At 56.3% G+C, this 23,007-nt stretch carries 18 protein-coding genes; 15 read left to right on the top strand and 3 right to left on the bottom strand.

The window, feature by feature from the left end; translation table 11 throughout:
- Positions 1 to 91: 91 nt before the first annotated feature.
- The gene (locus tag KSY55_RS05060; RefSeq protein ID WP_004223655.1) at positions 92 to 1,417 is read right to left on the bottom strand and encodes an amidohydrolase family protein; all 1,326 of its coding nucleotides are present in this window, start codon (positions 1,415 to 1,417) and stop codon (positions 92 to 94) included.
- A gap of 183 nt (positions 1,418 to 1,600) precedes the next feature.
- Between KSY55_RS05060 and KSY55_RS05055 the strand changes: the two genes are divergently transcribed.
- From KSY55_RS05055 to KSY55_RS05045, 3 genes are all read left to right on the top strand, one after another.
- Positions 1,601 to 3,139: a PucR family transcriptional regulator gene (locus KSY55_RS05055; RefSeq protein WP_022244907.1), complete on the top strand. Its 1,539-nt coding sequence runs from the start codon at positions 1,601 to 1,603 to the stop codon at positions 3,137 to 3,139.
- A gap of 163 nt (positions 3,140 to 3,302) precedes the next feature.
- Positions 3,303 to 4,661, top strand: coding sequence for an MFS transporter (locus KSY55_RS05050; RefSeq protein WP_118279676.1), 1,359 nt, complete (start codon positions 3,303 to 3,305; stop codon positions 4,659 to 4,661).
- Between the two features lie 149 nt (positions 4,662 to 4,810).
- Positions 4,811 to 5,569, top strand: coding sequence for a creatininase (locus KSY55_RS05045; RefSeq protein ID WP_033524274.1), 759 nt, complete (start codon positions 4,811 to 4,813; stop codon positions 5,567 to 5,569).
- A gap of 173 nt (positions 5,570 to 5,742) precedes the next feature.
- Here the strand turns inward: KSY55_RS05045 and KSY55_RS05040 are convergent, their stop codons facing one another.
- Positions 5,743 to 7,179 (bottom strand): DUF349 domain-containing protein, encoded by a 1,437-nt coding sequence (locus KSY55_RS05040; protein ID WP_022244904.1) that lies wholly within the window; start codon positions 7,177 to 7,179, stop codon positions 5,743 to 5,745.
- Positions 7,180 to 7,295: 116 nt separating this feature from the next.
- On the opposite strand from KSY55_RS05040, the gene hisS reads away from it, so the two are divergent.
- From hisS to KSY55_RS04995, 10 genes are all read left to right on the top strand, one after another.
- Complete coding sequence (gene hisS / locus KSY55_RS05035; protein ID WP_022244903.1) at positions 7,296 to 8,687, top strand: histidine--tRNA ligase; 1,392 nt, start codon at positions 7,296 to 7,298, stop codon at positions 8,685 to 8,687.
- Between the two features lie 44 nt (positions 8,688 to 8,731).
- The gene (aspS, locus tag KSY55_RS05030) at positions 8,732 to 10,531 is read left to right on the top strand and encodes an aspartate--tRNA ligase (protein WP_004223671.1); all 1,800 of its coding nucleotides are present in this window, start codon (positions 8,732 to 8,734) and stop codon (positions 10,529 to 10,531) included.
- 239 nt (positions 10,532 to 10,770) lie between these two features.
- Positions 10,771 to 12,243, top strand: coding sequence for an ABC transporter substrate-binding protein/permease (locus tag KSY55_RS05025; protein WP_259328509.1), 1,473 nt, complete (start codon positions 10,771 to 10,773; stop codon positions 12,241 to 12,243).
- Positions 12,240 to 13,004: an amino acid ABC transporter ATP-binding protein gene (locus KSY55_RS05020; RefSeq protein WP_004223673.1), complete on the top strand. Its 765-nt coding sequence runs from the start codon at positions 12,240 to 12,242 to the stop codon at positions 13,002 to 13,004. Before KSY55_RS05025 ends, KSY55_RS05020 begins: the two co-directional genes overlap by 4 nt.
- Before the next feature lie 176 nt (positions 13,005 to 13,180).
- A complete protein-coding gene (locus KSY55_RS09225; protein ID WP_255298649.1) occupies positions 13,181 to 13,315 on the top strand; it encodes a hypothetical protein in 135 nt (44 codons plus the stop codon).
- 140 nt (positions 13,316 to 13,455) lie between these two features.
- Entirely contained in the window at positions 13,456 to 14,253 is a 798-nt protein-coding gene (locus KSY55_RS05015) for an amino acid ABC transporter ATP-binding protein (RefSeq protein ID WP_004223676.1), read from the top strand.
- A gap of 66 nt (positions 14,254 to 14,319) precedes the next feature.
- Entirely contained in the window at positions 14,320 to 15,132 is an 813-nt protein-coding gene (locus KSY55_RS05010; RefSeq protein WP_065441003.1) for a glutamate ABC transporter substrate-binding protein, read from the top strand.
- Entirely contained in the window at positions 15,132 to 15,809 is a 678-nt protein-coding gene (locus tag KSY55_RS05005; protein WP_004223681.1) for an amino acid ABC transporter permease, read from the top strand. Before KSY55_RS05010 ends, KSY55_RS05005 begins: the two co-directional genes overlap by 1 nt.
- A gap of 6 nt (positions 15,810 to 15,815) precedes the next feature.
- On the top strand, positions 15,816 to 16,958 hold the full coding sequence (locus KSY55_RS05000; protein ID WP_004223683.1) for an amino acid ABC transporter permease: 1,143 nt from the start codon (positions 15,816 to 15,818) through the stop codon (positions 16,956 to 16,958).
- 184 nt (positions 16,959 to 17,142) lie between these two features.
- Positions 17,143 to 18,129: a PPK2 family polyphosphate kinase gene (locus KSY55_RS04995; RefSeq protein WP_022244898.1), complete on the top strand. Its 987-nt coding sequence runs from the start codon at positions 17,143 to 17,145 to the stop codon at positions 18,127 to 18,129.
- Here KSY55_RS04995 and KSY55_RS04990 read toward each other — a convergent pair.
- Positions 18,111 to 20,669 (bottom strand): RNA helicase, encoded by a 2,559-nt coding sequence (locus KSY55_RS04990; protein ID WP_034880701.1) that lies wholly within the window; start codon positions 20,667 to 20,669, stop codon positions 18,111 to 18,113. The two genes, KSY55_RS04995 and KSY55_RS04990, sit on opposite strands and share 19 nt — an antisense overlap.
- Before the next feature lie 83 nt (positions 20,670 to 20,752).
- Here KSY55_RS04990 and KSY55_RS04985 point away from each other — a divergent pair, with 83 nt between their 5' ends.
- Positions 20,753 to 22,129, top strand: coding sequence for a replication-associated recombination protein A (locus KSY55_RS04985; RefSeq protein WP_217749584.1), 1,377 nt, complete (start codon positions 20,753 to 20,755; stop codon positions 22,127 to 22,129).
- 139 nt (positions 22,130 to 22,268) lie between these two features.
- Positions 22,269 to 23,003 carry an MtrAB system response regulator MtrA gene (gene mtrA, locus KSY55_RS04980; protein ID WP_303246371.1) on the top strand — a complete coding sequence of 245 codons (735 nt, stop codon included), beginning with the start codon at positions 22,269 to 22,271 and terminating at the stop codon, positions 23,001 to 23,003.
- Positions 23,004 to 23,007: the final 4 nt, after the last annotated feature.

Here is a 23,007-nt window from a genome sequence, read left to right as displayed (position 1 = left end):
CGTAAGTAACGCGACACACGAAAGGCCTTGAAATCGTATGTAATGATTTCAAGGCCTTTCGTATGCCGAAAGTATTTCGAAACTTGACGAATTACAGTGTCAGCAGATCGAGATCGGCAGTGATTGACGTGTTACGGGTGAACAGTGTGCGACCCTCTCGTACCGAGCGAAGCACTTCGCAACGCTCGTATACGGCGTCGAACACGCTGGAAGCATCAAGCACAATGAAGTTTGCGGGCTTGCCTGCCTCAAGACCATACGAATCGCGCATGCCGAGCGTGGTTGCGCCGTTGACTGTCAGGAACTTCAACGCATCATCGATCTCTTCAAAACTCATCATCTGCGCCAAATGCAGCACATAATCGAGAATCAGCATCATATTGCCGTTACCGACCGGATACCAGGGATCTTGCATGGAATCCTGACCAAGCGACACATTCACCCCAGCTTCGGTGAGCTCCTTGACTCGCGTGATGCCACGACGCTTCGGGAACGTGTCTTGACGCCCCTGCAGATACAGATTTTCCGTAGGTGCGCAGGCGAAATTGATATGTGCGGCCTTCAACAGCTTGGTCAGATGGAAGAAATAGGCATTGTCGGCCGATCCCAAGGAGCAAGTGTGGCTTGCCGTGGTCTTCGAACCGATACCGGCGCGATAGGCGAGTGCGGACAGCAGTTCAAGATAACGTGAGTTTGGATCGTCGGTTTCGTCGCAATGCACGTCGATGAGCTTGTCGTACTTCGAAGCCAGTTCGACCACGGTGTGCATGGAACGTTCGCCGAACTCACGGCACTGCTCGAAATGCGGAATGCCACCGACGCAATCAGCACCCATTTTCAGGCCTTCCTCAACCAAATCCGCGCCGGATTCGCCATGAGGACCTTCATAGGAGTACATGCCCTCCTGCGGGAAGGAGACGATCTGCAGCGTGACAGTATCTTTCAGTTCCTCCTTAAGCTCCAGCAGAGCTTTGAGCGAGGTAAGATTCGGGTCGGTCACATCGGCGTGCGAACGAATGAACTGCACGCCATGACGCATTTCCTTGGCGATGCCGATTTTCGCGCGTTCCTTGATCTCGTCGACAGTGAGATCTGCCTTGGTTTCACTCCAACGCTGAATGCCTTCGAACAGGGTGCCTGACTCGTTCACCGCGCCGGGCTTGCGTGCGGTAAAGACGTAATCAAGATGCAGATGGGTGTCGCAGAATGGTGGACAGACCAGCTTTCCGCCCAAATCGACGACTTCCACGCTCGCCATATCTTTGCCTTGTGCTTCGAGTGTTGCTTTGAGATGGGGTGCAATGCTGATGAACTTGCCGTCTTCGACGAGAATATCTTGGATTGCCGCTGTTTCGGCTGCGGTGCTGCCCGGCATGCCGGTGGCGATGTGTGCGTTGATGAACAGTTGCGTGCTCATAATCACTCCTTCCAATACGAGTTTTCATGCGAGTTTTCGGGTTCCGGCAGACGTTTTGTCATATGTCCATTGGGTTACGGAAGGGAACCTTTGACGTAATCGTTGATGGTTATTGTCGGCGTATTGCTTTGCGGTCACGTTACTTGATGTGACATGTGTATTACTTCGGATTGGACGGTTTGTATGGCTGTTACGGTGAGGGAAGTGCTCGATGATGCCTTGGTTGCGACGGCGGAACCACAGGTTGAAGTTGCTGGCGATAGCTTGGATAATCCGGTGCGTTGGGTGTTCACCAACGAACGCGAGGACGTCGCCTCATTTCTGGCAGGAGGCGAGCTTCTGGTGGTGGAGGGGCGATCTTTAGTTGCGGACGGTCGTGAAAAACGTGCGGACGAATATGTGAAAAGCCTCGTGAATGCTGATATTGCGGCATTGATGGTCGAATTGGTTGAAGAAGTCACCCAACTGCCGAAAATGTTGGTGAAGGCAGCCAAGCATGAAGGACTTACGATTATTGGATTGCGCCGTCGCATTCCTTTCGTCGATATCTGCCAGAGCGTCAATACCATGATTGTGCGTGATCAGATGCGTATGCAGATGCAAGTGGACGTTATGTCAACTTCGTTGCGTTCTGAGCTTGCTCAAGCGTCCAATCCCAAAGCCGTTGCCGATGGCATTGCGAACCTGTTCGGCGAGGATGTGGTCATATTCGACGTGGACGGTCTTGAAGTCGCCCGAGCCGGACAGAACATCAATACCGCTACAGATTGCGGCATTGTACTTGCACTGGAGGAACAGAAACGGCCTTTGGGTGCTTTGGAGATCAGCCAGCGCAATACGGTGTTCGATGAAGCGATGTGCAGAAGGATCGAACAGATTGCCGCTCCGGTTTTGACACTGTATCTCGATGGGGGAGCGCGCGTCGGCATGGTGGCGCATCTGATTGCGGGGCCGGAAGATGGCGTGCATGTTTCGCCGATGGAGGCGCGTGAGGGCCATGCCATGCTTGATGCGTTGGGATTCGCCGCTTCGGGCGTGTATATGCCATTTGCCATGAAACTCAAGTCGGTGGCCAACGCCATGCCGGCAATCGTGTCGATGATCGACGATTTCGAATCCAACGGCGGTTGCGAATCGATCTGTTTGTTGGAAGGCGATTTAATGATCGGTTTTCTCGCGGCGCAAGACAGCGGCGGCGATGTGTCGGTATTTTCAGATCGGTGTTTGCATGCGTTGACGCAAGTCGCTGCAAACGAATACGTATATACCGTGCATGGACGCGCAGCGTTGGACACGATTTCATTGATGGACGCGTTCGGTGCGTTGCGCAGTGTGATTCGAACATGCATTTCGAACGATGCGGAATGCCCATATGGAACCCTCGAATGTGTGGATTCCTCGTTGCTGGAACGCATGTTGGGAATGGAACGTACCGATGAGGCCGTGCGCATGGTGATCACGCAGACGGTTGGGCATGAGCTTATGCATAACGCCATGCTGATCGACACGTTGTGCGCCTGTTTCGACAATCTCGACAACAAGACCGGCGCATGCGAGCAATTAGGTATCCAACGGCAGACGTTGTACAACCGATTGGACAAAGTGACACAGATCGTGGGCATAGCGCCTACCGATAAAATCAGCTGGTCAATGCTGCTTTTAGGTGCGAAAATGGCGAAATCGCAACATAATCACACCATATCTTCCACTTCGGCGCTGTAAGCAAGGGGAACTTGGCAAAACGTCAAAAACAAACGGTTGCGGTTTAACAATCAGTTCACTTTGGCGCAAATACTTCGGGCGATAGTCAGAGTCACAACGTTCGCCGGGTATGAAGAAAACGCGAACGTACAGACAGATTCAGCAGAAGAAAGCAGGTGACATGATGAGTGCCAGTGCAACAATCGCAACCGCCAACAGGGCTTCCGTGTCTGAACAGTCCGAAGAGCAGAAGATGGTCAAGAAAGTGGCCGTCTCGTCTTTCCTCGGCAACTTCATTGAATGGTTCGACTACGCTTCCTATTCCTACTTCGCGACCACCATCGCTTTGGTGTTTTTCCCGTCCGGCAATCACATGGTCGCCATGCTGCAGACGTTCGGCGTGTTTGCACTATCATTCGTGCTTCGTCCGATCGGTGCACTGTTTTGGGGTAACTTCGGCGATAAGAAGGGACGCAAGGGCGCTCTTGCGATTTCCATCATGTTCATGTCGGGTGCATCGTTCCTGATTGGCTGCCTGCCGTCATATGCTGTGATCGGCATTTTCGCTCCGGCACTGTTGCTGCTGCTTCGCATGGTGCAGGGCTTCTCCGCTTCCGGTGAATATGCCGGCGCCGCAACCTTCCTTGGCGAATACGCGCCGACCAAGAAGCGTGGCATCTACTGCTCGCTGATTCCGGCATCCACCGCCATCGGTCTGCTCGTAGGCTCCACGCTCGCCACCGTGATGACCGCTTCGCTGAGCTCTGATGCACTGACCTCTTGGGGATGGCGTATTCCGTTCCTCATGGCCGGCCCGCTTGGTCTGATCGTGCATTTCATCCGTACCAAGCTCGCTGATTCGCCGGTGTATGCTTCCATGACCGAAGCTTTGGACGACAAGCAGCAGTTCGCTTCCACCACTAAGAGCGTTTCCCCGCTGCGCGAGCTGTTCCAGAACCACTTCAAGACTTTGGTCATCAGCTTCGGTGCCTGTGTGCTCAACGCGGTCGGCTTCTACACGGTGCTCACCTACCTGCCGACCTATCTGAGCGACACGGTTGGCATGGCTGCCGCACAGTCGTCCACCATCACCACCATCTGCCTGGTACTGTATGTGGCTTTGGTGTTCGGCATGGGTCACATCTCCGACATGTTCGGACGCAAGAAGGTGCTGATTGGTGCATGCGTGGCCTTCATCGTGCTCACCGTTCCGGCCTTCATGGCGCTGAACACCGCACAGTTCTGGCCGGTGCTGATCGTTGAGCTCGCCATGTGCGCCACCCTGACCGCCAACGACGGTACGCTTTCGAGCTACCTGACTGAAACCTTCCCGACATCGGTTCGTTTCACCGGCTTCGCATTCAGCTTCAACCTTGCCAACGCCATCTTCGGTGGAACCGCGCCGTTCATCGCAACCTGGCTGATCTACACCACCGGTTCGAGCATCGCTCCGGCCTGGTACATGGTGGCGGTGGCCGCCGTGGCACTGGTCGCCATGATCCTCTCTCACGAAAACACGGATAAGGATCTGAGCCGCATCTGAGAAGAAACGGTTTTTACGAAACAATTCCTCGAAACAATAAACGCCGTCCCTGAAACATCGATTGCAACATCGATTCGCGGGGACGGCATCATCGCAATCATTATCAATTGTTGAAACGCAAACCAACAACAGCACATAAAGGAGCAATCATGAGCAGCAGCCGTCGGATGGACCATATGACCTGGCCGGAAATCGAAGCATCGAAATCAAAGCCGGTTATTGTGCCAATCGGCTCCACCGAACAGCATAGCCAGCATCTTCCCCTTGGTGTGGACGCCATGATCGCCAGCCATGTGTCTGAAGACCTCGCCGAACGCATCGACGGCATCGTGGCACCGACCATGAACTACGGGTACAAGTCGAAGCCGCTTTCCGGAGGCGGCCCATTGTTCCCCGGCACCATCGACATGAACGGTGTGACGGTGATCAATCAAATGCATGATGTGCTTGGCGAGCTGATCGCGGACGGTTTCACCAAAATCGTGGTGATGAACGCGCATTTCGAAAACGAGGCATTCATTATCGAGGCAATCGATCTGATCACCCGCGAAACCAGGGGAGTGGCCACCATCGTCGAAACCAACTGGTGGGATCCGCTGCCGGAGAACGTGGTCGAGCAGGTGTTCGACGGACTCGTGTTCCCCGGTTGGGCGTTGGAACATGCCGCAGTGACGGAAACCTCATTGATGATGCATTACGAGCCGGAATTGGTGCATATGGACCGTGTGATTGACGAAGGCAATGTCACACCGAAGGCTTACGTGCGCTACCCGGTGCGCAAGGGCGACGTTCCGGATTACGGAGGACTGGCCACTCCTGCAGGTTCCAGCGCCGAACGAGGTAAGCTCATCGTCGATGCCTGCATTGATGCGGTGGCCGATATTTGTGCTACCGAATTCGGCGAATGATAGTTGAATATTCTGTATGGTGATTGCGCACGTGAGAACACGTGCGATTATACGAAGAAGGCTGGTATGTGACGGATGTCGTTACGTACCAGCCTTCTTGATTATGCCTGAGTGAAGTCCAGCTGATATTTGACCGCATCTCTGTGGTGCAACCAAATATCAGGATGTGCGACTTACTTGATGGCGTTCAGCCACTGTTCCTTGGTGGCCTTCTCGGATTCGAGCTTGGCCTTCTTCTTCGGATCGGATTCCGCGGCGATCTTCTGATCAAGCTCAGCGAGCTGAGCGTTGAGCTGTTCTTCGAAGGAGGACTTGCGGGCGTCGGCTTCCGGATCGGACTGCTTCCAAGCGGCATCCTCAATGGCCTTGATCTGCTTGTCTACAGCATCGAGACGGCCTTCGATGCGGCGCACTTCGTCACGCGGCACGTAACCGATCTGGTCCCACTCCTCCTGAATGGCGGCGAGAGCCTGACGGGCCTGCTTGGCCTCTTCTTCGCTTTTGACGGGAACCAGCGCCTCGGCCTTGACCAGCAGCTCTTCCTTCTTGGCAAGATTTTCCTTCTCGGAGGAGCTGATCTGATCACGATCGGCCTGACGTGCGTTGAAGAAGGTGTCTGCGGCGGCGCGGAAACGCTCCCACATGGCATCATCGTCACGACGACCGGCACGACCGGCCTTCTTCCAACGATCCATCAGCTCGGTGAACTTGCGGGAGGTTTCAACCCAAGCGGTGGAATCCTGCAGCGCCTCGGCCTCGGCGATGATGGCTTCCTTGGTGGACTTGGCGGAATTACGCTCTTCGTCACGGTTCTGCACCCACTTGCGGCGGGCGAAATTGAACTTGGTGCGGGCCGCGGAGAAACGAGCCCACAGGGCGTCCGCATCTTCCTTGTCGATGCGGACGTTGTTGCGCTGATGCTCCTGCCACTGCTGGAAGAGCGAACGGAACTTGTCTGCGGTGGAACGCCAGTTGGTGTTCTCGTCGAGGGAATCAGCCAGCGCCTCGGCCTTCTCCACAATGGCGGTGCGCTCCTCGACGGCCTTGGCGATAGCGGCCTTGCGTGCCTCGGTCAACGCGGTTTTCTTGGCTGCGCCTTCCTCCTTCAGCGCCTCGAACTGGGCCTTGAGAGCGGCCAGATCACCCACCACTGCCGGCTGTTCGGTTTCCGCGGACAGCGTCTTGATGGTCTCGTCGATTTCGCGGGACTTCACATTGTTGGACTTGAGCTTGTTCGCGAACAGGTCCAACTTGGCCTTCAAATCAAGGTAACGGCGGGCATACAGAGCCAGCGCCTCTTCCTTGGAGGCATCAGGGAACTGACCGACCTCACGTTCTCCTTCGCCGTCCTTGACGAACACAGTACCATCGTCGGCGACACGGCCGAATGCTTCGGCGGTCTTCACATCGGCATCGGAGAAGCCGGTGGATGCGGCAGCCGGAGCGGTGTGCTGTGGAGCTTTCTTGGCGAAGGCCGCGGGGCTCGGAGCATGGGGCTTCATCGAAGCCGGGCTCGGAACGGCCGGTTTGCTGGCCTTGACTGCGGGCGTCGTTGCCTGCTCGGTGGTTTCATTGGTGTTCTCGGACGCGGTGACATTCTCGTCGGCCATGGCCAGCTCCTTTAAGTAAGCTTCATGTAGTGCAGGGGATGCGGATCGTGCGAACGTGCTTTCAAAGCCTGAAAAACGCGCTGCATTTTCCGCAACCTCATTTATTATAGGGAATCGTGGCAAAAGGCGCATCTATTTCAGGATTTCCAGAGTGGCTCCCCTCTGAACGTGTTGTGGAGCAGCGTGTTATCGACACGCTCCGTGAAGTTTTCGAGCTCAATGGCTTCATTGGCATTGAAACTCGTGCTGTTGAGCAGGGTTCGAGTCTGCTCAAGAAGGGCGAAACCAGCAAGGAAATTTACCTGCTGAGCCGCCTTCAGGAGGTCGGTCATGAGTCCGACACTCCGATTGAGGACCGCCTTGGTCTGCACTTCGATTTGACTGTTCCGCTGAGCCGTTATGTGGTCGAACATTCCGGCGATTTGGCATTCCCTTTCAAGCGTTGGCAGATTCAGAAGGTCTGGCGTGGCGAACGCCCGCAGGAAGGTCGTTTCCGCGAGTTCGTGCAGGCCGATATCGATGTGATCGGCAACGGTGATCTGCCCGATCATTACGAGGTCGAGCTGCCGCTGGTCATGGTATCGGCATTGGAACGTCTGCGTGAGTTCGGTTTGCCGAAGGCCACCGTGCATGCGAACAACCGTAAGCTTTCTGAAGGTTTCTACCGTGGTCTTGGCTTGACCGATGTCGAGGGCGTGCTCCGTGAGATCGATAAGCTCGACAAGATCGGTGCCGACGAAGTGGCCAAGTTGCTGGTCGAAGGCTGTGGAGCCGACGAGAATCAGGCACGTGCGTGCCTTGAGCTGGCTGAACTGACCGCAGCTGACGGCGCTGAACTGTCCGGCAAGTTCGACACGCTGTGCGAGAAGCATGGCATTGCCAATGATTCCGAGGCGTACGTGCTCGCACGTCAGGGTCTTGACACGTTGGCGATGATTGTTGACGAGGCCGCTCGTATTCGCCCGGGCTCCGTGATCGCTGATTTGAAGATCGCGCGTGGTCTGGATTACTACACCGGTTCCGTGTATGAGACGTTCCTTGACGGTGCTGCGGCTCTTGGTTCCATCTGTTCCGGCGGTCGTTACGACAATCTCGCATCGCAGGGCAATAGGAAGTATCCGGGCGTGGGCCTGTCCATTGGCCTGTCCCGTCTCGTTTCATACATGCTGCACACCGCCGGTGCCCATGCGAATCGCGTGTCTCCGGCTTCCGTGCTCGTGGCCGTGTGGAACGAGGAGGACCGTTCCGCTTCCAACCAAATCGCCAATCAGCTGCGCGCCCGTGGCATTGCGGCAGATGTGGCTCCGACCGCAGCCAAGCTTGGCAAGCAGATCAAGTATGCCGACAAGCTCGGCATCCCATACGTGTGGTTCCCCGCGGACAAGTCCGCGCAGGACGCTTCGGACGAAGTCAAGAACATCATCACGGGCGACCAGCAGCCGGCCAACGCACAGTCTTGGGAGCCGGATACTGTGTATGCCCAGCAAACCGTTACCGTAGAAGCCTGAAATCGCAAGACTTCAATCATTAGAGAACAAGGAATAGGGGAAGCATGAGCCAGACGGCTTATAGAACACATCATGCAACCGAAGTGACCGAGGAACTCGTCGGTCAGAAGGTGACGCTCTCCGGTTGGGTCGATCGTCGTCGTGACCACGGTGGCGTGGCCTTCATCGATCTTCGTGACAACACCGGTCTTGTGCAGGTAGTTATCTACGACGAAGACATGGCACGTCCGCTGCGCTCCGAGTTTGTGATTCAGGTGGTGGGCGAGGTCCGCCTGCGTCCGGACGGTAACGAGAATGATCATCTGGCCACCGGCAAGATCGAGGTTGTGGCGGAAAACATCGAGGTGCTCGCCAAGTCTGACGCGCTGCCGTTCCAGGTGTCCACCGCGTTGGAAAACGAGTCCGAGAACAAGCTGCCGGGCGAGGAAGTTCGCCTCAAGTACCGTTATCTCGACCTGCGCCGCCCGTCCATGCAGCGCAATCTGAAGCTGCGTTCCCAGATGTCGAAGGCTGCTCGCCACGCTCTGGAAGAGATGGGCTTCGAAGAGGTCGAAACCCCGACCATGATCAAGTCCACTCCGGAAGGCGCTCGCGATTTTGTGGTGCCGGCCCGCTTGGTGCCAGGTTCTTGGTACGCGTTGCCGCAGTCCCCGCAGCTTCTCAAGCAGCTGCTGATGGTTTCCGGCGTGGAACGCTACTACCAGCTGGCCCGCTGCTACCGTGACGAGGATTTCCGTGCAGATCGTCAGCCGGAGTTCACCCAGCTCGATATGGAAATGGCGTTCGTGGATCAGGAAGACGTGATGGCCATGGCCGAAAAGGTCATCGCCGCCATCTGGAAGTCCGCAGGCTATGAGATCCAGCTGCCGATTCAGCGCATCACTTGGCAGGAAGCCATGGATAAGTACGGCTCCGACAAGCCGGATCTGCGTTTCGGCAACCCGCTGATCGAGCTGACCGACTACTTCAAGAACACTCCGTTCCGCGTGTTCCAGGCTCCGTACGTTGGTGCGGTGCTCTTCAAGGGTGGTGCGGCCACGCCTCGTCGCCAGTTCGACGCTTGGCAGGATTGGGCCAAGCAGCGCGGCGCCAAGGGCCTCGCCTACGTGGTGTTCGCTGAGAACGGCGAGCTCAAGGGACCTGTTGCCAAGAACCTGTCTGAAGAGGAGCGCGCTGGCCTGAAGGAAGCCGTTGGCGCAGAAGACGGCGATGCCGTGTTCTTCGCAGCAGGCCGTCGCACCTCCGCTCAGGAGCTGCTGGGTGCCGTGCGTGTGGAACTGGCCGATCGCGCCGGTCTGCTCAAGCCGGACGACTTCGCTTTCACTTGGGTTGTGGACTTCCCGCTGTTCAAGCCCACCGACGATCCGGATGACGACGATGTGGCAGTCGGCCACTCCAAGTGGACCTCCATGCACCATCCGTTCACCATGCCGTCCAAGGATTGGATCGACACCTTCGACAAGGATCCGGAACACGCCATGTCTGATTCCTACGACATCGTGTGCAACGGTAACGAAATGGGCGGCGGTTCCGTGCGTATCCACCGTGATGACATTCAGGATCGTGTGCTCGATGTGCTCGGCATCACTCCTGAAGAGGCTGCCGACAAGTTCGGCTTCCTGCTTGAAGCCTTCAAGTACGGCGCTCCGCCGCACGCTGGCATCGCTCTCGGTTGGGATCGTACCGCCGCCATCCTGGCTGGCGCCGACTCCATCCGCGACGTCATCGCCTTCCCGAAGGCTGGCGGCGGTCGTGATCCGCTGACCGGCGCCCCGGCTCCGATTTCCGACGAACAGCGTGCGGAAACCGGCGTTGATTATGATCCGGAAGAAGACGAAGACTGATAGTGTTTTCGCTTTGAGATAACAGGCTGTCTTTGCATGAGAGACCGTGCAAGGACAGCCTGTTTTTATTGTTTACGCTGTCTATTTTCTCTTGCTGCCGGTATGGTGGAGCAAAGATGAGTATCTGAAATATTATGAGAAAGAACTGAATCTGTAGTATGAATTTGAAGCAATCGTTGGAAAAACATGATTTTCATGGTGTCTGGATGCGACTTCTCGCGTTGGCGATGATACTGATTGTGGCAGTGAGTGCACTCATCGCATCCCCAGTTAGTGCTAACGCCGCCGAAGTCGGAGATCCCTCCGCAGTCAAGGGCAAAACCTACGCGGTCGGCACCGATACCACATTCGCACCGTTCGAATATCGCGAGAACGGCAAGATGACCGGTATCGATATGGAACTGATCCATGCCATCGCCCAAGAAGAAGGATTCGAAGTCACCATCCAATCATTGGGTTTCAATGCAGCATTGCAGGCTTTGAGCTCCAATCAGGTGGATGTGGTGATCGCAGGCATGTCAATCACCGACGAACGCAAGGCGACCTACGATTTTTCCAATCCTTACTTCCAGTCCGGTATCCAGATGGCCATCGCTGAAAACAACGATAGTATTACCAGCTACAAGGATCTTGACGGTAAGACCGTTGTCGCGAAAACCGGATCGGAAGGCGAATCCTACGCCAAACAGCATGCAAGCGAATACGGCTATACCGTGACTTCCGTGGACCAGTCATCAACCATGTATGAGATGGTCAAATCCGGCAATGCGGATGCCGTGTTTGACGACTATCCGGTGCTTGCCTACGGTGTTTCCCAAAACAACGGTTTGAAGATCGTGACTCCGAAGGTGCCGCATGGTGAATACGGCATGGCCGTGAACAAAGGCAAGAACGCCGATCTGCTGGCCGCCATCGACGATGGTCTGAACAAGCTCATCGCTTCGGGCGAGTATGAGACGATTGTCGCACAGTATTTGGGTGCCGATGGCGCGAAGGAACAGGTCGAGGCGATTTCCGGCAAGGTCACCGACAACGGTGCCGACGGTGAGGCGCAGAAGAAGGTCGGTTTCTTTGGTCTGGTCAAACAGTCGATGCCGGCTTTGCTGACTGGTCTGAAGAACACGCTGTTGATCACGTTGCTGTCGTTTGTGATCGCACTGGCGTTGGGTGTTGCTTTCGGCTTGATGAAAGTATCGGAGAACAAGATTCTGAGAGGCGTGTCCAAGGTTTATATCGCAGTGTTCCGCGGCACTCCGATTCTGGTGTGGGCGTTCTTCTTCTATTTCGGTGTGCCGCAGCTTATCGGACACAGTGTGAACATTTGGGTTGCAGGTGCGTTGACGTTGTCGCTCAATTCCGGCGCATATCTGGCGGAGATCGTGCGTGGCGCCGTGCAGTCCGTTGACTCTGGTCAGATGGAGGGAGCACGATCGCTTGGCCTCAACCATCATCAGGCCATGGCGCGCGTGATCATGCCTCAGGCCACTGCAATCGCCATGCCGTCGATCATCAACCAGCTGGTCATTATGATCAAAGATTCCTCGCTGCTGCTGGCCATCGGCTTTGGTGAATTGCTGTATCAGGCGCAGCAATTGTATGCGGCGAACTTCCGCGTCACCGAAACGTTGCTGATCGTCGGTGTGATGTACTTCGTGGCCATCACCATCCTCACATGGCTGGCCAATATCGTTGACAGGAAGGTGAATCGATGAGCGAGAACTGCAATCACGGCAACAATGATGGCGAAGTGATCATCGACGTCAAGAATCTGCATAAAAACTATGGTCATATGGAAGTCATCAAAGGCGTCGATCTTACGGTACGCAAGGGCGAGGTGATCTGTATCATCGGACCGTCTGGTGCCGGCAAATCCACCATGTTGCGTTGCCTGAACGGACTTGAACAGGCATCCAGCGGCCAGATCGTGGTCAACGGTCATGATCTGGGTGATCCGCATGTGAACATCGACCAGGTTCGAGAGCAGGTTGGCATGGTGTTCCAGCATTTCAACCTGTTCAACAACATGAGCGTGATTGACAACATCACGCTTGCGCCGAAACTGGTGCACAAGGAAACCGACGAGCAGGCGCGTGAACATGCGATGGCATTGCTGAAAACCGTGGGATTGGCCGAAAAGGCCGATGTCATGCCTCGCTCGTTGTCTGGCGGTCAAAAGCAGCGTGTTGCCATCGCACGATCCTTGGCCATGCGTCCGAAGGTCATGCTGTTCGACGAGGCCACGTCGGCGCTTGACCCGGAGATGGTCGGTGATGTGCTCGAAGTCATTCGTGAGCTGGCCGAAGACGGCATGACCATGGTGCTGGTGACCCACGAGATGGGTTTCGCCCGCGAAGTGGCCACCCGCGTGATCTTCACCGACGCCGGCGTGATCGAGGAGGAAGGCACTCCGGACGAGATCTTCAACCATCCAAAGAGCGAACGATTGAAGACGTTCCTTTCCAAAGTGCTCTGAGTGCTCTCTTGGCCCCGGCGATTGCTTAATCGCTGATCGCGGATGAAATGCTGCGATCGTGTGACGGATGGTCATACGAATCTGCATGTAAAAGACAGGCGAATGTAGGGTGAAATTCATCTTGCGTTCGCCTGTTCGGCTCTTTCTCGTTGCTTGGCGTTCCTACGTTGGTATGCATGAGCATTGGTGATACATGGCGTCGCGTTGTGGATGGTTTCAAATCCAAGGTGCCCGAACGAGTGGTGTTCGGTGCGGTGGTTGTATTGTTCGTAATAGCGGTGCTGGCTATCGAATTGCCACGATGGTGGTAGCTGCCACGTACGGCGCTCAAGATATCGGTATTGCGGTCGATAACGCGCTATGATGCATTTTGGGACAACGTTGTCTCATATTTCGAGCACGTCAGGGGGTGGTGACGGCCGCGGAAACATGGCTTTCATATACTATCCGTATGACAGATATCAAAGAAACGCAAGAGACGCGCCCGATCATGCCGGGTACGGAAGACAGCGACCGCCCGCTGGTCGAATTGACCCACGTTGAAAAGCACTACGGTGACTTGCATGTGCTCAAGGACATCAACCTCACCGTCAAGAAGGGCGAGGTGCTGGTCATCGTCGGTCCATCCGGTTCCGGCAAGTCCACGATGTGCCGCACCATCAACCGTTTGGAAACCATTGATTCCGGTGATATTCGCATTGATGGCAAGCCATTGCCCCAGGAAGGCAAGGAGCTCGCCAGCCTGCGTGCCGAGGTCGGCATGGTGTTCCAGTCGTTCAACCTGTTCGCCAACAAGACCATTCTTGAGAATGTGACGCTTGCGCCGATCAAGGTGCGCCACATGGATAAGAAGGCGGCCGAGGATCTCGCCATGGACCTGCTCTCCCGAGTGGGAGTGGCTTCGCAGGCTTCCAAGATGCCATCGCAGCTTTCCGGCGGTCAGCAGCAGCGTGTCGCCATCGCCCGAGCGCTTGCCATGCAGCCGAAGGTCATGTTGTTCGACGAACCGACGTCCGCACTTGATCCGGAAATGGTCAATGAAGTGCTTGACGTCATGGTGGAGCTGGCTCACGAAGGCATGACCATGCTGTGCGTGACCCACGAAATGGGCTTCGCGCGCAAGGTGGCCGACAAGGTCGTGTTCATGTCCGACGGCCAGATTCTTGAGCAGAGCACGCCGGAGGACTTCTTTGAAAATCCGAAGACCGATCGTGCCAAGGACTTCCTGTCGAAGATTCTCACCCACTGAAATGACTGACGGGAATAAGACAGAAGAAGGATTTTCGATATGAGACTTTCTATGAGGGCGAAGCGTATGCTACGCAGGGTTATAGCGACCTTCTGCGCATGCGCATGCGTGTTCGCAGTGTCCGCCTGTGGCGCGGACGACGCCGATGGCAAGATTCGCGTCGGTATCAAGTTCGACCAGCCTGGTTTGGGATTCAAGAAGTCCGGCACCTATGTCGGCTTCGATGTGGATGTGGCCAAGTACATCGCCAAGAAACTCGGCTATTCCGAAGACCAGATCGTATGGAAGGAGGCACCGTCGAAGCAGCGTGAGGCCATGCTGCAGAATGGCGATGTCGATTTCATCGTCGCCACGTATTCCATCACCGACGAACGTAAGAAGGTTGTCTCCTTCGCTGGACCGTACTTCGTTGCGGGTCAGGATCTGCTCGTGCGTAAGGACGAAACCTCCATCAAGGGACCTGAGGATCTGAACGGCAAGCGTTTGTGCTCCGTAACCGGTTCCACTTCCGCGGTCACCGTCAAGGAGAAGTTCGCCAACGAAGTGCAGCTCATGGAGCAGCCTGGTTACGCGGAGTGCGCTACCGCACTGTTCTCTGGCATTGTTGATGCGGTGACCACCGACGACATTATTTTGGCTGGTCTTGCCTCCGCGTCCCGCGGCCGTCTGCGCGTGGTCGGCAAGCCGTTCACCCAGGAGTATTACGGCGTCGGCATCAAGAAGGGCGATACGAAGCTGGCCACCCAGATCAACAACGCCATCGCCGATATGATCCAGGATGGTTCTTGGCAGCGTGCCATTTCCGACAACACGAAGGGCACCGCATACACGCCGAACGCGAAGTACAATCCGCCGGAGCCGACTGAGGGGGAGAGATAATGGAAGCGTTCATCTCATTGTTCAGCCAGTACAATGTGCCGGCTGCGTTCTTGGTGAACATTGAACTGACCCTGTGGTCGGCGTTGTTCTCCACGATTCTTGGCGTCATCCTCGTGATGATGCGCATCTCGCCGGTCGCGTCGCTGCGTATGGTCTCGGGTGCTTACGTCGAGCTGTTCAAGAACCTGCCGTTGACCATCATCATGGTGTTCATGGTGCTGGGTGCCTACGCGCAGCTGAAGCTCAGCTTCTCCGACACGTTCGCCACCAACTTCTTCTGGCTTGCCGTCACCGGTTTGAGCCTGTATACGGCGGCCTTCGTGTGCGAATCGCTGCGATCCGGCATCAACACCGTGCCGCTTGGCCAGGCTGAAGCCTGCCGTGCGCTGGGATTGAACTTCATGCAGTCCGCCACCCAGATCATTCTGCCTCAGGCGTTCCGTGGCTCCGTGGCACCGCTGGGCAACACGTTGATCGCATTGCTGAAGAATTCCACGGTTGCGGCCGCGGCTTCCGTCGCCACCGAAACCTCGTCGTTGATGAGCGAAATGATCGAATACCGTTCCGACGTGATTGTTCCGATCTTCCTGATCTTCGCATTCGGTTATGTGATTCTGATCATTCCGATCGGCATGCTGACCACGTATCTGTCCAACAAGCTCGCGGTGAGGAGGTGACGCACCATGGCAAGCGATGAAAGCGCGGTGCTGTTCGACCAGCCCGGTCCTAAGACCCGTAAAACCATTCGTATCGTCAACTGGATTGCCGGCATTGTCTTTGCAATCGTAGTTGTGCTCATTCTCATGAGGCTTCACAATCCGCCGGATGGCGAGAACCAGCTGAGCTGGGAGTTGTGGAAGCCGGCGCTTGACGCTGAAGCATGGACCGATTTCTATCTGCCCGGATTGTGGGCCACGATTCGAGCTTCCGTGTTGGCAGTGATCGGCGCAGTGCTGTTCGGTCTGATTTTCGGTATCGGCCGTCTGCTGCCGAATATCGTGATTCGTGCGGTTTCCGGCGCCATCGTTGAGTTCGCACGTGCGGTCCCTGTGCTGCTGCTCATGATCTTCTTCTGGCGTTGGTTCGCTTTCGCAGGCATGTCAAGCCCCGCATACTGGGCTGTGGTGCTCGCATTGGTGATCTACAACGGTTCCGTGGTGGCCGAGCTGGTTCGTTCCGGTGTCGGCAACCTGCCGAACGGCCAGCGTGAGGCGTCGCTCGCCTTGGGCTTGACCCGCACGCAGTCGCTGATGGAAATCGAAGTGCCACAGGCCATCTACGCCATGCTTCCTGCCGCCGTGACGCAGTTGGTGGTGGTACTGAAGGATACCGCTCTCGGCTCGATCATCATGTACACCGATTTGCTGCAGGAATCGCGTCGACTTGGTTCGATGTACTTCAATATTCTGCAGACATTGGTTGTGGCTGCCGTCATCTACTTCATCGCATGCTGGCTGCTGAGCCGTCTTGCGGAATGGCTGCCGGAACGCATGCAGAAGCACACTGCGGCACCTGCCGAACCGGAACCGGTCGCTCCGATCGCCATTATGGATCCGTCGAACGTGAACCAGATCGCCGTGGCTAGGGAAGGTGTGCCGCTTGGCGGTGCCCAGCGCCTGTACCATGTGCACCATCGTGGTTCCAACGCGTCGATTCGCCATTGGCGTCAGACCCGCTATGTTCAGGGATTCGATGAGACGCATCCGGAAAGCCAAGTCGAGTTCGATAAGAACGGCAGGCCGATCAAAGATACGTCCAAGCAGGACAAGCTGAGATTCGACAAGCCGAAGTCAGACAAATCAAAGGGTGATAAGCCCAAGCAGTGACGTCATTTGATCTGAGAAGACCGATAGGGCGCTGGTTTCTTGCAAAGAGCGAGGAATCGGCGCCCTATTGCGTGAAAGAAGTCAGACAAAACGTCAGAAAAGCGGGATGCGGCGATTGGGTGCGGCGATGCCACGGTTCAATCGCCGCATCGTCTATCATAGGGGACAAGCGAGGAGGCTTGACATGTCAGACAAAGACAAGGATGCGAAGACGTCGTCCATTGCGAAGACGTTGAACAAGGTTGAGGACAGGCTTGAGAAGGGGGAGAACTGCAGTTCCGTTGCCGAAGGGCTTGCGAATGTTGCCAAGGCCAGCGAGTTGCTCAGTTCCGTGTGGACGCTTCCGCCCAGTCAGTTATTGCGATTCCATCATGATACGAGGGTCGCTGCAATCGATGGCGATTCCACGCCGGGTTTCGACGGCAACAAAGATGATGCGGAACGATTCATTGCGATCAGTTCTTCTGAAATCGCACGATATCAGCGGCTTATGTACGCCAATGGAGTGAAAGGTTCCCGCCGTCGTCTGTTGATTATTCTGCAGGGCATGGATGCTTCCGGCAAAGGCGGCATCGTGCGTCACGTATTCAGCCAGGGCGATCCGATGGGCATGCATTATCACGGTTTCGGTGCTCCCAAAGGCGAGGAAAAGGACCACGATTATTTGTGGCGCATCAAACGGGAACTGCCGCAGAATGGTTGGATCTCCATTTTCGATAGATCGCACTATGAAGATATCGTCATGCCGCGCATTTACAAAACCTATCCGGAAGAGGTATGGCAGGCGCGATATGACGAAATCAACCGATTCGAATCGCAATTGGTTGCGGACGGATGCTCCATCATCAAAATATTCCTTGTGGTGAGCAAAGAAGAGCAGAAGGAGCATTTCCTCGGCAGGCTGGAGGATCCGACCAAATATTGGAAGTTCGACCCCAGCGACCTTGAAGCGCGTGCCCGTTGGAACGACTACATGGCCGCATGGCAGGACGTGTTCGCGCGTACGAGCACCGAGCAGGCGCCCTGGTACCTGGTGCCTGCCGACAATCGTTGGTATTCAAGGGCGGTTGTGTCTGAACTGCTCCGTAACGTATTGAAGAACATGAACATGATCTGGCCGCCCCTGGAAGTCGACGCCGACGAGATGCGACGTCAGTTGGAAACGCTGTAGTCGAAGAACACGACTTCGCCGCTCGACTGTGTGGTGTCCAAATCGACGGTTCCGGTGATGGCCCAATCATGGTCGCCATCGGAATCGTCGATGATCTGACGCACCTTCCAACTGTGCTCGCTGTTCTCCTTGGAATCGTCGAGGATGAACAGTTCGCGGCTACGGGCCTTCGCATCCGTGTTGACGTATTCGTGCTCATCGTAGAAGTCGTCGAGCGCATCCTCCCATTCGTGAACGCCATAACCCCAGTCTTTGTCAAGCGCGCCGAGCTCGTCGGGTTTGTCGAGATCCATGAGCTGTACGCGGCGGAACATGGCGTTGCGCACGAGCACGGTGAGGCCTCGACGATCCTCCACCACGGCCTGCTTCGCGCCGGGCGCGGCCAGGTTCGCGGCGGCTTCGGAAGCGTCGGTGCCGGCTCCCGCGTTCTCCCATTCGTCGACCAGCGAGGAGTCGATGGAACGAACCACAACGCGCAGCCAGGAGATGATGTCCCGTAACTGTTCGTTGCGCTTCTCCAAAGGAACGGTACGCGCCAGCGCGCGATATGCGTCAGACAGATAGCGCAGCAGCGTGCCTTCGGAGCGGGCGATATTGTAGCGCGCGATGTAACCGGTGAAATCGGAGGCCGTTTCGACCATGTCCCGGATCACCGATTTCGGGCTCAACCAATAATCATTGGCCCAAGGCACATCGTGACGGTATTCGTCGAACGCAGCCTGAAGCATGTCTTCCAATGGTTTCGGATACGTGATCTCCTGCAAGCGGTCCATACGTTCGTCATAGTCAAGACCGTCTTCCTTCATGCGGATCATCGCCGCGTCGCGGGCTTGACGTTCCTGCGCGCGCAACACCTGCTTCGGATCCTCCAACGTGGCTTCCACCATGGAAATCACGTCAAGCGCGTAACTTTCCGATTCCGGATCAAGCAGTTCCAACGCAGCCAGCAGGAACGGGCTCAACGGCTGGTCAAGCGCGAAATCATCCGGCATGTCGACGGTCATGAAATAGTCCTTGCCACCATCATCGCGGTCTTCCGTTTCGATCACATTCGTGTCGAACAAGGTCTGGAAGATCTCGTCGGCACGATCATGAAGACGCTCCTTCTGTTCCGGAGTCTGCGCAGAATCGTCGATCAGGCGATCGATGCGGTAGCGTGCGTCGCCGCCCTGCGCCACTTCGTTCAACACCATGGAATGCGTGACCTTCATATGCGGCACCAAAGTTTCAGGGTCCGCGTCGATCAGCTTATCGAACGTGTTCTCATTCCACGTGACGAAGCCCTCAGGCGCCTTCTTGCGCTTGACTTTCTTGAGCTTCTTCGGGTCGTTGCCCGCTTTGGCGAGGGCCTTGGCGTTCTCGATTTCGAATTCCGGACCCTCGGCGATGACCAAGCCCTCCGTGTCGAAGCCCATACGTCCCGCACGCCCCGCGATCTGATGGAATTCGCGGGCACGCAGCTTGCGCATCTTCGTGCCATCGAACTTGGTCAATGCGGTCAACACCACGGAATGAATGGGCACGTTGATGCCGACACCCAACGTGTCAGTGCCGCAGATCACCGGAAGAAGACCCTGCTGGGCGAGTTGCTCGACCAGACGGCGATAGCGGGGAAGCATGCCTGCATGGTGAATACCCACGCCGGTACGCAGCAGACGCTGCAGAATCTTACCGAACGCCGTGGTGAACTTCGTGCCCTTGATCGCCTCCGCAATGGCCGCACGTTGCTCCTTGCTGGACACTCCCGTGCTCGCCAGGGCGTTCGCCGTCTCCAATGCGGCGTCTTGGGAGAAATGCACCACATAGATCGGCGTTTCCCCTCTGCCGAACGCCAGTTCGACGGTTTTCTCCAACGGGTCAAGCGTGTACTCGTACGTCAACGGTACCGGACGCGGCGCATCGGCGATGATGTCGACGTCCGTGTCCGTCATGTCCTCCAACTTGTCGGCGATTGCATCGACGTTGCCCAATGTGGCGCTCATCAGCAAAAACTGCGTGTTCGGCAATGTCAGCAGCGGAACCTGCCAAGCCCAACCACGCTCCGAATCGCCATAATAATGGAATTCGTCCATCGCCACACAGCCGACATCGGCATGACGGCCCTCACGCAATGCCTGGTTCGCAAGAATCTCCGCAGTGCAGCAGATGATCGGCGCATCGGCGTTGATGTGCGTGTCTCCGGTGATCATGCCGACGTTCTCACGACCGAACACCTCCACCAAATCAAAGAATTTCTCAGACACCAACGCCTTGATCGGAGCCGTGTAATACGAGCGACGGCCCGTGCACAACGCAGCGAAATGCATACCCAACGCCACCAGTGATTTGCCGGAGCCGGTGGGCGTGTTCAAAATGACATGATCGCCCGCGAGCAGGTCCATGATGGCCTCTTCCTGATGGGGCCACGGCTCAACACCTTTGACGTCCGCCACCCACTCGAAAAAGCGCTCGTAGATCTCGTCCGTGTCGATGTTGCGCTCGCCATCGCTCCAATTCGGCGCCAAGGCGCCCAAAGAACCGTAATTCGTATCGTCAGCCATGATTGCCAGTCTAGCGGCTGGCATGAACTCAAATGTCGAACGTGTGTTCGAATTATTGCGTATGTTGCGGTACAGTAGAAATTATGACTGAGGATTTGTTTGGTGCGATGGACGCTCCCGAAGATATGACACGCCCGCTGGCCGTGCGCATGCGTCCGTCGAGCGTGGACGAAGTGGTGGGCCAATCGCGGGTGCTGGGACAGGGCTCTCCTCTGCGCAGACTCGCCAATCCGGCGTCTAAAGGCTCGCTGACCGCGCCGAGCTCCATTATTCTGTTTGGACCTCCCGGAGTCGGCAAAACCACGCTTGCCTATATTGTGGCCAAACAGTCCGGTCGAGTCTTCGAAGAGCTTTCCGCAGTCACCTCCGGCGTCAAGGACGTGCGGGATGTACTCAGACGCGCCCATGATCGTCTTGTTGCGGAGGGCAAGGAAACGGTACTGTTCATCGACGAGGTGCACCGATTCTCCAAATCGCAGCAGGATGCATTGCTGCCAAGCGTGGAAAACCGTGACGTCACTTTCATTGCGGCCACCACGGAAAATCCAAGCTTTTCCATCATCAAACCGTTGTTAAGCCGATCCGTGGTCGTCAAACTCGAATCGCTGGAACCCGACGACCTGAAAACGCTCATCAACAGGGCCATCGAAAGCGAGCGTGGGCTTAAAAACGAAGTCAAAATCAACGACGAAGCCGTTGACGAAATCGTGCGTATGGCCGGAGGCGACGCGCGAAAAACACTGACGATCCTTGAAGCCGCCGCGGGGGCGCTTACCGGAGACCAAGCGCGCAAAAAAGGTACGAAACGGCCAATCATCACTCCCGACGTGGTATCGCAGGTCATGGACGTGGCCACCGTGCGCTATGACAAAGACGGCGACGACCATTACGATGTGATTTCCGCATTCATCAAATCCATGCGTGGATCCGACCCGGACGCCACCATGCACTACTTGGCACGGATGTTGCGCGCCGGCGAGGATCCGCGATTCATCGCACGGCGCATTATGATCGCAGCTTCCGAGGAAGTCGGTATGGCGGCTCCGCAGATACTGCAGGTCACCGTCGCGGCGGCACAAGCCGTGTCCATGATCGGCATGCCCGAGGCGCGCATCATTCTCGCGGAAGCCGCGCTCGCCGTTGCCACCGCTCCGAAGTCGAACGCCAGCTACAACGCCATCAACAGCGCGCTCGCCGATGTGGACGCGGGATTGATCGGTCAGGTACCCTTGCACCTAAGGAATGCGCCGACCGCCCTGATGAAAAGTTGGGGCAATCATGAGGGGTATCGGTACGCTCATGATTGGCCGGGAGCCGTGGCTCCGCAGCAATACATGCCGGACAAGCTGGCAGGGCGGGAATACTACCATCCGAACGATCGCGGCTACGAGCATGAGATCAAACCGAGACTGGAGAAAATTCGCAAAATCCTGCATGAGAAGAACGGTGATAGGGGCTGATCGTTTCTTCCCGCCGCTGACGAGTTCACCCATATCCGTGTACAATGCTGACCTAGTGAACGTTAACATACGTTCGTGCTCAACGTGGAGGGCGAGTCTGGGCAAACTTGGACGCAGTGTTGAAGGGAATGACGAAGCAATGCGAAATATGCAGGATGAGTCTAATCAACGATTGATCATGATCGTCGACGACGATCAGGCTTTGGGCGAGATGCTATCCATCGTATTGGAGAGCGAAGGATTTAAAACCGTGACCTGCTTGGATGGGTGGCGTGCGGTGGAAATGTTCCCGACATTGCAGCCGGATTTGATGTTGCTTGATGTGATGCTCCCCGGTTTGGATGGCGTCCAGGTGGCGCAACGCATACGGCAGAACTCGAATACGCCGATCATCATGCTTACCGCCAAATCCGACACCACCGATGTGGTGAAAGGCCTGGAAGCGGGGGCGGATGATTATGTGTCCAAACCGTTCGAGGTGGTGGAGCTTATGGCCAGAATCAGGGCTCGGCTGCGCATGCCCAAGGTAAACGCGCCTGCAGGCAAGGATGAGGGCGACCTGACTGAACGATTGCAATGCGGCACGCTCGTAATGGATAGGGCTGAGCATACCGCCACCAAAGATGGTGTGGATCTGCAGCTGACGCCGACGGAGTTTGAATTGCTGTACGTGCTGGCGGCTCACGCGGGTGAAGCCCTGAACCGTGCGAACTTGCTGAAACGTGTTTGGGGATACGTAAGTGGCGGAGATACCAGATTGGTCAACGTGCATGTGCAACGGCTGCGCATAAAGGTGGAGACCGATCCGGAGAATCCGCGGATCGTGCAGACCGTGCGCGGGATCGGATACAAGTTCGTAGCCCCGACGGTATAAGCGA

The sequence above is a fragment of the Bifidobacterium sp. MSK.13.1 genome (genome assembly GCF_019131435.1).
GTDB classification, from domain to species: domain Bacteria; phylum Actinomycetota; class Actinomycetes; order Actinomycetales; family Bifidobacteriaceae; genus Bifidobacterium; species Bifidobacterium pseudocatenulatum.
This window is presented reverse-complemented; position numbering and strand designations above follow the sequence as displayed.